The sequence below is a fragment of the Rhodococcus sp. ARC_M12 genome, from assembly GCF_022810385.1.
GTDB lineage: Bacteria > Actinomycetota > Actinomycetes > Mycobacteriales > Mycobacteriaceae > Rhodococcoides > Rhodococcoides navarretei.
The window spans coordinates 1-13,543 of record NZ_JALGQI010000015.1; the positions used below are offsets into that span (position 1 = coordinate 1).

The 13,543-nt window shown below is 63.8% G+C and carries 14 protein-coding genes, 4 tRNA genes and 1 pseudogene; 4 read left to right on the forward strand and 15 right to left on the reverse strand.

The features are described from left to right. Window positions 1–121: AraC family transcriptional regulator (locus tag MTX35_RS18505; RefSeq protein WP_243596519.1), on the forward strand; the 121-nt coding region annotated here is incomplete at its 5' end. A gap of 133 nt (window positions 122–254) precedes the next feature. Here the strand turns inward: MTX35_RS18505 and MTX35_RS18510 are convergent. Continuing rightward, window positions 255–899, reverse strand: coding sequence for a hypothetical protein (locus MTX35_RS18510; RefSeq protein ID WP_068046090.1), 645 nt, complete (start codon window positions 897–899; stop codon window positions 255–257). Between the two features lie 73 nt (window positions 900–972). Further along, a pseudogene (locus tag MTX35_RS18515) lies at window positions 973–2,655 on the reverse strand (Mu transposase C-terminal domain-containing protein). Between the two features lie 173 nt (window positions 2,656–2,828). On the opposite strand from MTX35_RS18515, the gene MTX35_RS18525 reads away from it, so the two are divergent. Together MTX35_RS18525 and MTX35_RS18530 are read left to right on the forward strand one after the other, a co-directional pair. Next, window positions 2,829–4,775 carry a CocE/NonD family hydrolase gene (locus MTX35_RS18525; protein ID WP_243596381.1) on the forward strand — a complete coding sequence of 649 codons (1,947 nt, stop codon included), beginning with the start codon at window positions 2,829–2,831 and terminating at the stop codon, window positions 4,773–4,775. Between the two features lie 10 nt (window positions 4,776–4,785). Beyond that, window positions 4,786–5,697 carry an alpha/beta fold hydrolase gene (locus tag MTX35_RS18530; protein WP_243596382.1) on the forward strand — a complete coding sequence of 304 codons (912 nt, stop codon included), beginning with the start codon at window positions 4,786–4,788 and terminating at the stop codon, window positions 5,695–5,697. 67 nt (window positions 5,698–5,764) lie between these two features. On the opposite strand, the gene rplA is transcribed toward MTX35_RS18530, so the two are convergent. The 11 genes from rplA to MTX35_RS18585 form a co-directional block, all read right to left on the reverse strand. Continuing rightward, window positions 5,765–6,484: a 50S ribosomal protein L1 gene (gene rplA, locus MTX35_RS18535; RefSeq protein ID WP_027498276.1), complete on the reverse strand. Its 720-nt coding sequence runs from the start codon at window positions 6,482–6,484 to the stop codon at window positions 5,765–5,767. 141 nt (window positions 6,485–6,625) lie between these two features. Beyond that, entirely contained in the window at window positions 6,626–7,060 is a 435-nt protein-coding gene (gene rplK, locus MTX35_RS18540; RefSeq protein WP_008713829.1) for a 50S ribosomal protein L11, read from the reverse strand. A 64-nt stretch (window positions 7,061–7,124) separates the two neighbouring features. Beyond that, window positions 7,125–7,958 carry a transcription termination/antitermination protein NusG gene (nusG, locus tag MTX35_RS18545; protein ID WP_008713827.1) on the reverse strand — a complete coding sequence of 278 codons (834 nt, stop codon included), beginning with the start codon at window positions 7,956–7,958 and terminating at the stop codon, window positions 7,125–7,127. A 65-nt stretch (window positions 7,959–8,023) separates the two neighbouring features. After that, the gene (gene secE / locus MTX35_RS18550) at window positions 8,024–8,500 is read right to left on the reverse strand and encodes a preprotein translocase subunit SecE (protein WP_008713825.1); all 477 of its coding nucleotides are present in this window, start codon (window positions 8,498–8,500) and stop codon (window positions 8,024–8,026) included. A 30-nt stretch (window positions 8,501–8,530) separates the two neighbouring features. Beyond that, window positions 8,531–8,603 (reverse strand) — tRNA-Trp (locus MTX35_RS18555). A gap of 183 nt (window positions 8,604–8,786) precedes the next feature. Beyond that, window positions 8,787–9,218, reverse strand: coding sequence for a (3R)-hydroxyacyl-ACP dehydratase subunit HadB (gene hadB, locus MTX35_RS18560; RefSeq protein WP_008713823.1), 432 nt, complete (start codon window positions 9,216–9,218; stop codon window positions 8,787–8,789). Next, complete coding sequence (gene hadA, locus MTX35_RS18565) at window positions 9,205–9,717, reverse strand: (3R)-hydroxyacyl-ACP dehydratase subunit HadA (RefSeq protein ID WP_051047916.1); 513 nt, start codon at window positions 9,715–9,717, stop codon at window positions 9,205–9,207. Before hadA ends, hadB begins: the two co-directional genes overlap by 14 nt. Window positions 9,718–9,858: 141 nt before the next feature. Continuing rightward, complete coding sequence (gene rpmG / locus MTX35_RS18570) at window positions 9,859–10,026, reverse strand: 50S ribosomal protein L33 (protein ID WP_008713819.1); 168 nt, start codon at window positions 10,024–10,026, stop codon at window positions 9,859–9,861. An 81-nt stretch (window positions 10,027–10,107) separates the two neighbouring features. Further along, window positions 10,108–10,180, reverse strand: a tRNA-Met gene (locus MTX35_RS18575). Between the two features lie 62 nt (window positions 10,181–10,242). Next, window positions 10,243–10,315, reverse strand: a tRNA-Thr gene (locus tag MTX35_RS18580). Window positions 10,316–10,463: 148 nt separating this feature from the next. Further along, a tRNA-Tyr gene (locus tag MTX35_RS18585) sits at window positions 10,464–10,546 on the reverse strand. Window positions 10,547–10,721: 175 nt separating this feature from the next. Here MTX35_RS18585 and MTX35_RS18590 point away from each other — a divergent pair. Then, window positions 10,722–11,222, forward strand: a complete 501-nt coding sequence (locus MTX35_RS18590; protein WP_008713817.1) for a YajQ family cyclic di-GMP-binding protein — start codon at window positions 10,722–10,724, stop codon at window positions 11,220–11,222. A gap of 100 nt (window positions 11,223–11,322) precedes the next feature. Here the strand turns inward: MTX35_RS18590 and htpX are convergent, their stop codons facing one another. Then, the gene (gene htpX / locus MTX35_RS18595; RefSeq protein WP_008713816.1) at window positions 11,323–12,192 is read right to left on the reverse strand and encodes a zinc metalloprotease HtpX; all 870 of its coding nucleotides are present in this window, start codon (window positions 12,190–12,192) and stop codon (window positions 11,323–11,325) included. Between the two features lie 74 nt (window positions 12,193–12,266). Then, window positions 12,267–13,286, reverse strand: coding sequence for a polyprenyl synthetase family protein (locus MTX35_RS18600; protein ID WP_243596383.1), 1,020 nt, complete (start codon window positions 13,284–13,286; stop codon window positions 12,267–12,269). Window positions 13,287–13,543 lie beyond the last annotated feature (257 nt).

The following is a 13,543-nucleotide window of genomic DNA, read 5'->3' on the forward strand; positions in this document are numbered from 1 at the left end:
CGCTTCCGAACTCGGATACAGCGACCTCGCCAACTTCTCTCATGCCTTCAAACGCTGGACCGGGCGCTCTCCGAAAGATTTCCGAAACCCACGACTCTCGGACGACCCGGATTCGACGTAGACCACAGACGGGGTCAGATCGATGCCTCGTTCGTTCGCGGCCTGGTCGATCTTCATCTCGGAGATGTCGGAGACGTCACCGCCTCCCTGCCGTGAGAAGAAGAGTGTGTGCAAACCCGAGTACCAACCACTTGTCACTCGACGGTGTCGGCCGGCACGCGTGCGGTCTCCGATTCGAGAAAGTCGACGAGAGCTTCCAACAGGCTGTCCGCGCGGGTTTCGACATCGGCGAGGACGGAGTCCACTTCGTCGAGAAGACCGTGGGCGTGTCTACGCGCAAGCGTTCCGCGTTCGTAGTAGCCGGGGTCGAGTAGGACCCGCGGTACTGGATCCGGTGCCGCGATCTGCTCCGGATGTTGTGACCGCGCAGTGGGCTGCAGGTGGGTGGGTGCCCGTCCGTCCAGGTGCATTCGCACGATGCCCGCTACCGCACGGGCGGTCAGCGGGGTCGCAGCCAACGGGGTGTGGCCCCACCGGTCGATAGGAGTCGACAGCGGCTGTCGATCGGCCGGATCGAAATACCGGTCGTATCCGCCGAGCCCGGTACCGTCCACGGCATCGAGAGCGTCGGCGAGCATTCGGGTGCTCGCATACCGGGTCTGATGGCCGAGCACCTCACACCAGCGCTGGAACACCGTGCGCGGAGAAATGCCCGTCCCCGCCAGCGCGAGGGAGGTGAGGGTACGAACGCCGCGGCCTGTCTCGACGCGAAAGGCGTCGAGACCCGCATCGGCGGTGACATCGCATGCCCGCAGGGCCGCGATCTGCGTGTACGGCATCCGCAGGTGCCCCAAATCCTCAATGGACGACTCGGCGGGTTCTTCGCCACTTCCTGTCTATGCGGTCATCGCCTCACCATTCCTCGATGTCGCTGAAGACCGGCGTGGCGGTGCCGCCGTCCGCTCGAGGCTCCACCGGCGGGTGGATCGCCGGGATCGGTGCACACGCGGCGGCACCGGTGAGATGCATGCGGCGGGCACGGTTGCGCCGGGCTTTGCGGGTGGCTTTCTGCGAGCGGTCGGTGACCTCGCGCATCTGCTCGATCATCGAAAACAGAGCGCTCTCATCGACGTTCGACCGACCTTGTTCGCGGAGACGGGCGATAGCAGCTCGGTGCTCCCACAGTGTCACCGCGGGATGTGACATCGTCCGGTACGGCACCTCGACATAGCCGGCACCGTCTGGTTCGAGGACCCAGATTCTGCTCAAATCGCGTGGGTCACGTCGTATCACGAACCGCCCCAAATCCTCTCGCCGCGCAACCCACGGTTTGAGCGCGTTCGAGAAGTAGTGCACGTGATCGAGAACGAAGCCCGTCCGCGTCAGACGTCGCCGGATGACGGGAAGAAAGTCCACCAAGAACGCGGTTTCGCCGAGCACCACACGAGGGGCATGACCAACTGCGGCGACCCCACCGGCCCACACGGCGGCCGGAGTGTTCCCGATCCCTGCGTGAACGCTCGCGTGATACGAGGCTATAGCCAGGACCAGCCAACGCTCCAACTCACGCAATGTCAACGCCGCGTGCTTGTCCGAGTCGTAACTTCCTCGGTCCGCTGGGTTCGAGAAGGTGGTCCCAGGCAGCTCGTGCACCGCCGTCATCGCCGTTCCGATGATGCGTTCGACGATCCCGCCGTAGTGCGGTCGGCCCGGAGGACGGTACTCGAGGGTGATGGCGTGCTGGGCGCATCCGCGGCGCAGCGCTTCGCTTTTGAACTCGGAGGCGTTGTCGAGATACAACTGCTTCGGCTTCCCCGCCATCGGCCACTGCACCTGCTCCGCCAGCTCGCATGCCTCCAGCCACGTCTGCTTCCCGCAGCACACGCGGCCCAGGCACAACCCGACCGATATCGACGACGGCGGCTCCAGAGTGACGACGAACCCGAGTACGGAACGGCTGAAGACATCAACGGCGATCGTCAGGTAGGGGCGGCCGATCGGTTACCGCTCTTACTCGTCAACGACCATCAGATCGACGACGGTGTGGTCGATCTGGACCTGATCGAGAATCCCCGAAACCGTCGGTGGAACGTCGCCGGCGGACTGACGTGGGCGGGCGGCATCGGGTCCTCCGCCTGACCTGGCCACCGATGCCGGAGGGAGCGCGGCGATACGCGCAGTGACGGTATTTCTGGCCGGCACCGGCAAACCCGCGCGATGACACGCCAGTGCTATACGTCGGTGCAGCGCAGCGACACTCAGCTTCTGGCGGTGAAGAAAATAGCGGGTGAGATGATCGCCGATCACTTCCTCGACCTCAGCCGCTACTCGGCTGCGGCCACGCCCTCCCGACGAGACCTTCGTCAGAAGATCGGTGACTGTCCCCGTCCCGTTCCTGAGCCTGCCGACCAACGTGTAGACCTGCCGCCTGGACAATCCCAACCGTTGCGCGGCATCGTCGACCGCTTCCGAACGCACCGAATGCATCTCCAGCAAGGGAGCCAGGACAGCGAAACGGGCCTCGGCCTGGGACCACCGCTCCCCCGACGCTGTCAGCACACCGGTCTCCACGACGTCGAGCTTGTCGGGGTCCACCACAAGCCTCCCTGTCACCGAGAGCCGAACGTGCGACCGTGCACCGCACTTCTGACATCAGAATGTCAGAAGACACGTGCACTCACCCTCGAAACGCCTGCAAAGAGTGCAGCCGTCTTCTGAAGTTGACACCTCGGGACAAACAGGGTCGTTCGACGGTCTAGTCGACGTTCATGACTGCCGTGCAGCCCCACCCCCTACTGCAACCCGTACGCGACCCCAGCGGCGGCGACGCGGCAGCGGCGTGGGCGGCGATCGTGCGCGAGGAACCGCGGTATCCGCGAGTGTCGGTATCGGCGAACGTTCGTATCCCGATGAGCGACGGCACAGCGCTGCGCGCGTACGTCGTCCGCCCCGCCGACGCATCGGGTAAGGCGGTGACGGGGAGTTTTCCCACCGTCCTGAATCTGACGCCGTACAACAAGCTGCTGATCAAGAGCATCGACACGATCCTCGAGACCCCTGTTCTCGGTCGTGCGATCAGAGCCTTCTCGTCCGCGTTCGACCTCACCGGAACCCGTTTCGACGGCATCACCGAGATCACCCGAGTGGTTGCAGGCGGGGCGGCGGACCTGCTGTCGGTCAACCGGCACCTCGTCCGCAGCGGGTACGTTCAGATGATCGTCGATGTCCGCGGCACCGGCAGTTCCTCGGGCACCTGGGACGTGCTGGGCACCCGCGAACAACTCGATTCCCTCGAGGTGATCGACTGGGCCCGACGCCAGTACTGGTGCAACGGCAGGGTGGGAATGGCCGGCATCTCGTACTCGGCGATCAATGCGCTGCAGGCCGCAGCCAAGCAACCCGCCGGGCTCGACGCGATCTTCGCCGTCGAGGGCTCGGTGGACATCGTCCGCGAGATCTTCGCAACCGGAGGGGCCACCTCGGCGTTCATCCCGCTGTGGCTCACCGCCGTCAACGCATTGAAGTGGGCACCGGCCATCGGCGGCATCGACACGTTCACCTGGCTCCGCGATCGCACCCTGTCCCCCGCCACCAACCTGTTCGATCTGGCCAAAGGCTTTGTCACAGGACGAGATTCACGAATCTACGACGACGAGTACTACGACACCATCGACGCCGCCATCGAGGACATCGCGGTGCCGACATTCTTGTACGGCTGCTGGCACGACATCTTCGGCGGCTCCGCCCCCGACATCTACAACCGGCTGTCCCTCGAACGCGGATCGAAGCAGTTGCTCGTCGGTGACGGGTACCACGGCAACCCCGGAATCGGGTTCGGCGAACCGGGCTTTCCACCGCGTCTCGATATGCTCGAGCGAGCCTGGTTCGACAAGTGGCTACGCGACATCGACAACGGAATCGAGAACTACGGCCCCGTCACGTTGCGTCAACAGGGCGGCAATTGGACTGCGCACGGCCGCTTTCCGGCTCCGCGGGCGCAACCACGCAGGCTGTACCTGTCGGCGACGCCCTCAGGAACGGCAGCCCACGCCGTAGCCGACGGCAGCCTCACGACCGAACCGGCCACGTCCCGCGACATCCTGACGGTGCGGCCCTCGTTGCGGGCCGTCGTCTCGCGTGACACCACCCAGGTACTCGCCGGCGTGACGGCAGTGTTGGGGGGCGGATTCACCTACGACAACCGGTTCGCCGAAGGTGCCGCAGTCACCTTCACCACCGGTCCGGCCGAGTCGGACGCCGTTCTGTCCGGTCCGATGAATCTGCATCTTCGAGTGGTCTGCCACGCACGGGAAGCGTTGTGGGCCATCATGATCTGCGACGTCGCTCCCGACGGGACCTCGACGGTGCTCAGCAACGGCGCTCTTCTGGCCTCGCGTCGAGCCGTGGACGACGAACGTTCCTTGTTCGCGCCGAACGGCGACTACACCCGGCCCTACCACCCGCTCACCGAAGCGGCGCTGCTTCCGGTACCCATCGGCGAACCCATCGTTCTCGATATCGACATTCTCACCACCGAGGCCGTCATCGCATCCGGGCACCGTCTTCGCGTCAGCGTATTCGCAACCGACACACCACGGTTCATCCCGATCCTGCCGGATCTGGTGCGTACACGACTGCGCAGACAGGACATCGCCATCGACCCACAGAATCCGAGTTACCTGGTGGTTCCGGTACTCGGCGAGCCCGGCTGGTAGGAACGAGAACATGAGAATCGAACAAGGTGTCGCGCCGACGAATTCCGTCGAGATCGCGTACGAGGACATGGGATCGGTCGACGATCCCGCAGTACTGCTCATCATGGGCCTGTCCGCGCAATTGACGTTGTGGCCCATGGACTTCTGCACCCGCCTCGTCGATGCCGGCTACCGAGTGATCCGGATCGACAATCGAGACATCGGGTTGTCCACCAAGATGACCGGACAGAAGGTGCGAGGTTCTCAGATTCTTCGCCTCATCCGGCACGAGTTCGGGATGTCCTCGGACGTGCCGTACACGATCACGGACATGGCGGCCGACGCCGTCGGCGTGCTCGACCATCTCGACATCGACTCGGTGCACGTCGTCGGTGCCTCGATGGGCGGGATGATCACCCAGGTCTTCGCCGGACGCTATCCCGAACGAACGATGTCGGTGGGCATTCTCTTCTCGAGCACCAACGAGCCGTTTCTACCGCCACCCGACCCACGCGCGCTGCTGCCGCTCATCGGCGGCGTCGGGAAGGACGCCACCAAGGACGAGATCATCGCGCACTCGGCGAAGACTCTCGCCGCGATCGGCTCCCCCGGCTACCGCACACCGCCCGAAGAGCAGCTCGAGATCGCGCAGGTGATGTACGAGCGGAACTACAACCCGTCCGGCGTCGTCCGACAGATGGCTGCGATCACCGGCACCGGCAGTCTGCGGCCCTATGCGAAGAAGATCACCGCACCCACCACCGTCATCCACGGCACCGCCGACAAACTGGTGCGGCCGTCGGGCGGGAAGGCCATCGCCCGGGCCGTCCCCGACGCCGAACTGACGCTGATCGACGGTATGGCACACGACCTGCCTGCGGCCTTGCTCGACCGCATCAGCGGCATCATCCTGGCGAACTTCGCTCGGGCAAAGGCTGCCTAGATCCTCGGTCGAGCACGACGAAGGCCGGCCTCCCCAGGGAGACCGGCCTTCGTCAGTAGCTGTCGAATTACGCGTTCGCGTCGTCCTCGAGGAGGTTGCGCGTACGGTTCGGATCGACCTGGACGCCGGGTCCGGTGGTGGTCGAGACGGTGACCTTCTTGACGTAACGGCCCTTGGCCGACGACGGCTTCGCACGCAGGATCTCGTCCAGCGCTGCGCCGTAGTTCTCCACCAGCTTGGTCTCGTCGAACGAGGCCTTGCCGATGACGAAGTGCAGGTTGGCCTGCTTGTCGACGCGGAAGTTGATCTTGCCGCCCTTGATGTCGTTGACGGCCTTGGTCACGTCGTTGGTGACCGTGCCCGTCTTCGGGTTCGGCATCAGGCCACGCGGTCCGAGGACGCGGGCGATACGGCCGACCTTGGCCATCTGATCCGGGGTGGCGATCGCTGCGTCGAAGTCCAGGAATCCGCCCTGGATGCGCTCGATCAGATCTTCTGCACCGACGACGTCGGCTCCTGCTGCCTCGGCCTCTGCAGCCTTCTCACCTGCGGCGAAAACAATAACCCGAGCGGTCTTGCCGGTGCCGTGGGGAAGGTTGACGGTGCCGCGCACCATCTGGTCGGCCTTGCGAGGGTCGACGCCGAGACGCACTGCGACCTCGACGGTGGGGTCGAACTTGCTCGACGCGGTCTCCTTGGCCAGCTTTGCGGCTTCGAGAGGCGAGTAGAGGTTGTCCTGGTCGATCTTTGCGGCCTGCTCGAGGTAGGCCTTGCTGCGCTTTGCCATGTCTTACTGTCCTTCGTTCGAGTTCAGTGTGGTTGACGAGCCTGGCCGGCTCTCCCACGTTCTGTGTCTTTGGTCGCTCCGCAGGCTCCGCTCCTGCTGGAACGGTCGCTCCGCAGGCTCCGCTCCTGCTGGGCGGGTAAATCAGCCTTCGACGGTGATACCCATCGAGCGAGCAGTGCCGGCGATGATCTTCGCGGCCTGATCGATGTCGTTGGCGTTGAGGTCTTCCTGCTTGGTCTTGGCGATCTCGCGCACCTGATCCATGGTCACCTTGGCGACCTTGGTCTTGTGCGGCTCGCCGGAACCCTTGGCCACGCCTGCGGCCTTGAGCAGCAGCTTGGCAGCGGGAGGAGTCTTCAGCTTGAAGTCGAACGTGCGGTCTTCGTAGACCGAGATCTCGACCGGCACGACGTTGCCGCGCTGCGACTCGGTCGCGGCGTTGTACGCCTTGCAGAACTCCATGATGTTGACGCCGTGCTGGCCCAGTGCGGGGCCGACGGGCGGTGCCGGGTTGGCGGCACCGGCCTGGATCTGAAGCTTGATGATCCCGGCTAGCTTCTTCTTCTTCGGGGGCATTTCTTTTTCCTTGTATTCGCTCGGGTTTCTTGCGGTTGCTACTGCAAGTCTGTGCGGTCGGCTTCTAGATCTTGGAGACCTGAGTGAAGCCGAGCTCGACCGGTGTTTCACGGCCGAAGATCGATACCAGCACCTTGAGCTTCTGCTGCTCTGCGTTGACCTCGCTGATGCTGGCGGGGAGGGTGGCGAACGGGCCGTCCATGACGGTGACCGACTCGCCGACCTCGAAGTCGACCTCGATGGTGGGCTTCGACGTGGTCTCGCCGCCCTGCTCGGTCGCGCCTGCGGTCGCTTTCGCGTCCTTCTTGGCACCTTCCTGGGGCATGAGGAACTTGACGACCTCGTTGATGGTCAGCGGCGACGGACGCGAGGTGGCTCCGACGAAACCGGTGACACCGGGGGTGTTACGAACAGCACCCCAGGACTCGTCGTTCAATTCCATACGCACCAGGATGTAGCCGGGCAGAACTTTGCGGTTGACCTGCTTGCGCTGGCCGTTCTTGATCTCGGTGACCTCTTCGATGGGAACTTCCACCTGGAAGATGTAGTCGCCGACGTCGAGGTTCTGCACGCGGGTCTCGAGGTTGGCCTTGACCTTGTTCTCGTAACCGGCGTAGCTGTGGATGACGTACCAGTCGCCCGGAGCGCGGCGGAGAGCCGCCTTCATCTCGGCGACGGGGTCCTCGGGCTCGGCAGTGACATCGGCGTCATCGCCTGTGGCGACCTCGCCGTCTTCGGTGGTCACGTCCTCGCCGGTAGCGGCTGCGACATCGGCCTTGATGGCTTCGTCGGTCTCGCGGTCCTGAGCGGCCTGCTCCGCTTCGAGGCCCTGCTTGGTCGCCTCGACATCGGCGTCGAATGCGGCCACTTCGGTGGCGTCGTTGTGCGGCGTGCTCACGTCAGCACCCTTTCTCTAGTTTCCTGCTCGGTTCGATCGTCGATATGTCACGCAGCTGCGACCGGTCAGCCGAACAACCAGCCGACGCCCTGGATGAAGAGCAAATCGAGGCCACTGATGTACGCGACCATGAACGTCAGGAAGACGAGCACGACGCTGGTGTAGGTGACCATCTGCTTCTTGTTGGGCCAGATGACCTTGCGAAGCTCGGCGACGACCTCGCGGAAGAACTGCAGCAAACGCATGAACACGTTCGGTCGCTTGTCTGCCTTGACGGAGCCCGATCGAGTCCGACCGGGCTTGGCCTTCGCCGATGCGGTGGATGCAGCCGCGGGCTTCGACATCGACACGCCTGCGGCGCTACCGCGGGACCTGCTCGACGATCGCTTACCGGTCGGTACCACTGCGCCTGCAGCAGGCTCACCGGCGGACGTATCAGCATCGGAAGGACGGCCCTCGGAGCCAGGTGCGACGTCGTCTGGAACCGAGGAGTTCTCGAACTCCTCCGATCGACCGTCGCGCTTACCGCGCTCCTCGCTCACGTCGTTCCTCTCAGTTGCTGACACCTTGGGCAGGGGCGACAGGACTTGAACCTGCAACCTACGGTTTTGGAGACCGTTGCTCTACCAATTGAGCTACGCCCCTTCGGCCGAAACTTCTCGGCCGCTCTGGTGTCCATTCGGAACGTACACACGGCCCACACACCCCACGAGAGAGGATGCGGGCAGCGCGGAGCGCCGAATTACCCCAGAAATCTCAGTGTACTGCACACCCTTCGGAACAGATAAATCCCGTCGTCCCGGCCGTGAGCCGGCTCGACCGGATCGATCATGCTCGAGCCAAGCGCACCGTTGCGGTGGCTCGCCCGAAAATCTTCTTGCCCTCGAACTTCGCGACGATGGCGATCGTCGCGGTTCGCTTCTCGGCGTCCATCGACTTGACCTTGCCGGTGAACTCGACCGCCGCCGCAGCGTCCGCGGGGACGTACACCGAACTGGTGAAGCGCACGTTGTACTCGGTGACCGCACCCGGGTCGCCGAGCCACGAGGTGACGAACCCGGCACCGAGGCCCATCGTCAGCATGCCGTGGGCGATCACGTTGTTCAGTCCGGCCAGTTCGACGACTTCGTCGCTCCAGTGGATGGGGTTGGGATCGCCGGACACGCCCGCGTAGTTCACCAGGTCACCGCGGGTCAGAGACACCACTCGCTCGGGCAACTCGTCACCGACCGACACGTCGTCGAAGTTACGAAGCGCCATGCATGATCACTTCCTTGACCGCGTGCGCGATGTTCTCGTCGACCTCGCCACCGGTACGGGCGACGATCGTCGTCCACGTGGTCTGCACGACCTCGCCGTTCTGATCGGTGACGATGTTCTTGGTGGTCATGATGTCGCTGCCGCTCATCTGCCGGAACGACTCGAGGTGCACATCGCAGATCAGCCGATCGCCGACCTGGATCGGACGGTGGAATTCCAACCGCTGATCCGTCTGCAGAATCTGGCTGGGGTCGTAGCCGGTGATGACCTCTTTGAACATCCGCGTCTGAGCGATGATGCCGACCAGTGAAATGAAGGTCAAGGGCGCGAGGAGACCGTCGTATCCGAGGCCCTTCGCTGCGTCCTCGTCGTGGTGCGCGGGATGAAAATCTTGGACTGCACGCGCGTACTCACGAACCTTCTCACGACCGACCTCGTAGAAATCGTCGACGCGATAATGAAAACCGACCATGGATGCCGCGTGAGCGGATACATCCATGGTCGGATCGCCTGATGGTGCTGCAGACACTGTGAAGCCAACCTTTTCTACCCTGGACGCAAGGACCGTTAGGGAGAGAAGTAGAACCTAACGCGAGGCGTCGACCCTGTCGGAAACCTGTGAGTCAGCCGGCCGGACGGACTAGCGAGACTCGCGGTGCGAACGGTGAGTACCGCAGTTGGAGCAGAACTTCTTCAGCTCGATGCGGTCGGGATCGTTCCGACGGTTCTTCTTGGTGATGTAGTTGCGGTGCTTGCAAACCTCGCAGGCCAAGGTGATCTTGGGCCGCACATCGGTGGAGGAGGCCACTGGACGCCTACTTTCGGGTAAATCTGATCAGGGTCAATCAGGACTGTTCGTGGGTGCTGCGGGTCGTGCTTGCCTACTGTGTAGCGGTGACCGGACTTGAACCGGCGACGCAACGATTATGAGTCGTTTGCTCTACCAACTGAGCTACACCGCCTCAGGTGCTCATCGTCCACCATCCCACGAAGGGAACGCGGCGTCGAGCCATCCAATCCAGCGAGCCCCCTAACGGAATCGAACCGTTGACCTTTTCCTTACCATGGAAACGCTCTACCGACTGAGCTAAGGGGGCGTGCAACTGCGCTTGCTGCCGTGCGCTGAAGCCCTCAAGAGGTTACACATTCGGAGCGCCGACTACCAAATTGCGTGGTCAGCGAGCCGTTCATGTCCCTCTCACATGGAAACCCCAGCGAGAGAAATCCTCGCCGGGGTTCCAGGTGTGGCAGATGTAGGATTCGAACCTACGTAGGCATAAGCCGACGGATTTACAGTCCGCTCCCATTGGCCGCTCGGGCAATCTGCCGTGTTGCGATCGAAGTCCGTGCTGGTCTTCGGTGCGGTGAGAAGAATACAACGAACGTCCCCCCGGAACGCAAACCGGGTGGATACGGTCGGTAGCGGGCCGATAAAGTCCCAGCGGGATGTGGACCGACACGAGCGCCACATCAAAGAATCGATTCGACTGGAGAGTGTGAGAAGTGGCTGATTCGTCCTTCGACGTAGTGAGCAAGGTCGACCGACAGGAAGTGGACAACGCTGTCGGGCAGGCCGCGAAGGAGCTGGCAACCCGTTTCGACTTCCGCGGTTCCGACACCAGCATCGAATGGTCCGGCAGCGGCGAGTCGGAGACCATCGTCATCACCTCCGAATCCGAGGAGAAGGTCAAGGCCGCCCTCGACGTGTTCAAGGAAAAGCTGATCCGACGGGACGTCTCGCTCAAGGCCTTCGAGACCAACGATCCCGCCGCGTCCGGCAAGGTCTACAAGGTCACCGGGAAGCTCGTCCAGGGCATCACGACCGAGAACGCCAAGAAGATCTCCAAGAAGATCCGCGACGACGGACCCAAGGGCGTCAAGGCCCAGATCCAGGGCGACGAACTGCGCGTGAGCAGCAAGAAGCGCGACGACCTGCAGGCCATCCAGCAGTTGCTCAAGAACGAGGACTTCGGTATCGCGCTGCAGTTCGTCAACTACCGGTAGAGCGGCTTCTCACCTGGGTCGTTCCGCAGGCTCCACTCCTGCGCCGCATGTGCACGGAAATTCGTAGCCCACTACGAATTTCCGTGCACATGCCGCAGGCTCAATAGGGCCGGTGGCCGGCCATGCGTTCGAGTCGCTCGATCCGGTCGGCCATCGGCGGGTGGGTGGCGAACAGCTTTCCCGCTTTGTCGCCGATGCGGAACGGGTTGGCGATCATCAGATGCGACTCCGCCGCCAGGCGAGGCTCGGGCGGCAACGGTGCCAACTGCACCCCCTGCTCGAGTTTGCGAAGCGCCGACGCCAGCGCCAACGGATCACCGGTCAGCTCGGCTCCGGACTGATCCGCCTGGTACTCACGCGAGCGGGAGACCGCGAGGCGAACCAGGCTTGCCGCAATGGGCCCCAGCATCGACACCAGCAGTAGCGCGAGCGGGTTCGGTCCCCCGCTGCCGCGTCCGCCGAAGACGTTGGCGAAGAAGGCCAGGTTCGCCAGACCCGAGACGACCGACGCCATGGCACCGGCAACCGACGAGATCAGGATGTCCCGGTTGTAGACGTGCGACAGCTCGTGGCCGAGCACCGCTCGCAGTTCGCGCTCGTCGAGGATGCGCAGAATGCCCTCGGTGCAGCACACCGCAGCGTTGCGCGGATTTCGCCCGGTGGCGAACGCGTTGGGATTCTCGGTAGGGCTGACGTACAGCGCGGGCATCGGCTGATGAGCCGTCGTCGCCAACTCCCGCACGATCCGATACATCGCCGGCTGTTCGAGCTCGCTCACCGGCACGGCGTGCATCGACCGTAGAGCCATCTTGGCGCTGTTGAAGTACGCGTAGCCGTTGACACCGACCGCCAGCACGATCGACCCGATCAGAATCATCGAGTTGCCGAACAACGAACCGATGAAGACGATGAGGGCCGACATCCCGACCAGCAGGCCGAAAGTCTTCGCGCCGTTCGCGTAACCGTTCATCCGAAGGTGCCTCCTCGTACCGGGTATTACTACCCGATTCAACGAAAACACCCCGAGCTGCGGTTCCCGGGTTGTCAGCCCACGCGTTCGACGGTGTAGTTCACCAACCGGCCGAGCGCATCGTTGGCCGGACCCTGTGGCAGCAGTGCGAGTTCTGCGTGGGCCCGAGCGGCGTATTCGCCGAGTGTCTTCTTGGCCGAGACCATCCCGGGTGAGCGCTGCAGCAGCTCCAGAGCCTCGGTCACCAGGGCGTCCTCGGTGACCGGCCCGTCCAGGATCTCGCGGAGTCGATCCCCGTCGGCACCCTCTTCGCGCAGCGCGAACAGCACCGGAAGAGTGTGCACGCCCTCACGGAGGTCGGTGCCGGGTGTCTTGCCGGACTGCTCGGTGGCCGAGGAGATGTCGATGATGTCATCGGAGATCTGGAACGCAGTTCCGACGGCGTCACCCAGTCGCTCGAGACGTCCCACGTGCTCGGCGTCGCCGCCGCTGAACGTTCCACCGAAGCGTCCGCACGACGCGATGAGCGACCCGGTCTTCTCCCACACGACCTTCAGGTAGTGCGCGATGGGATCGTCGGTGCTCTTGGCTCCGATGGTTTCTCGCATCTGCCCGGTGACGAGCTCGGCGAAGGTCTCGGCGATGATGCGGACGGCGTCGGGTCCGAGGGTGGACACCAGACGCGACGCGTGAGCGAAGAGGTAATCGCCCGCGAGAATGGCCACACTGTTGCCCCAGCGTGAGTTCGCGCTCTCCGCACCTCGGCGCATCGACGCCTCGTCCATGACGTCGTCGTGATAGAGCGTCGCCAGGTGAACGAGCTCCACGACGGTGGCGGCGGTGACGATCGCCGGGTCGGTCGGCGACGGCCCCAGCTGGCCGGTGAGCACTGTGAACAGGGGCCGAAATCGCTTGCCGCCCGCCTTGGCCAGGTGCAGCGCGGCCTCGGTCAGGAACTCTTCGCCGTCGGAGAGTTCACTGATCATCAGCTCTTCGACGCGTGCGAGGCCGTCCGCGACGGATCGCGCGAGCTCCGGGTCACCCAGGTCGACTCCGGCAACGACCGTTGCTACGGCAGCGTCGTCTGTACTCACGATGTTGGTCCCTGTCCTGTCGTCGACATGCCGGCAGTAGCGGCATCAGCGCCGCTGCTCGCCTCTACCGTAGTGAACCTAGCGTGCACACCGACGGGACGGTGGCACCGACCACAGGTGACGCTTCACTCACCGAGGTTGCCGGACATGACTTGCAGCGTGGCGGCCTTTGTTGCCGACGCCGTGTCACCCACCGCGTCGGTCCGGGCAGCCATCGGCCCCTCGAGCACGATCACAAGCGGAATTCGGCCTGTTCA

Excerpts from the sequence above, each read along its gene's own strand:
- MTX35_RS18510 (WP_068046090.1), bottom strand. The coding sequence starts at position 899 with ATGCCGTACACGCAGATCGCGGCCCTGCGGGCATGCGATGTCACCGCC.
- MTX35_RS18525 (WP_243596381.1), top strand. The coding sequence starts at position 2,829 with ATGACTGCCGTGCAGCCCCACCCCCTACTGCAACCCGTACGCGACCCC.
- MTX35_RS18530 (WP_243596382.1), top strand. The coding sequence starts at position 4,786 with ATGAGAATCGAACAAGGTGTCGCGCCGACGAATTCCGTCGAGATCGCG.
- rplA (WP_027498276.1), bottom strand. The coding sequence starts at position 6,484 with ATGGCAAAGCGCAGCAAGGCCTACCTCGAGCAGGCCGCAAAGATCGAC.
- rplK (WP_008713829.1), bottom strand. The coding sequence starts at position 7,060 with ATGCCCCCGAAGAAGAAGAAGCTAGCCGGGATCATCAAGCTTCAGATC.
- hadB (WP_008713823.1), bottom strand. The coding sequence starts at position 9,218 with ATGGCGCTTCGTAACTTCGACGACGTGTCGGTCGGTGACGAGTTGCCC.
- hadA (WP_051047916.1), bottom strand. The coding sequence starts at position 9,717 with ATGGATGTATCCGCTCACGCGGCATCCATGGTCGGTTTTCATTATCGC.
- htpX (WP_008713816.1), bottom strand. The coding sequence starts at position 12,192 with ATGAACGGTTACGCGAACGGCGCGAAGACTTTCGGCCTGCTGGTCGGG.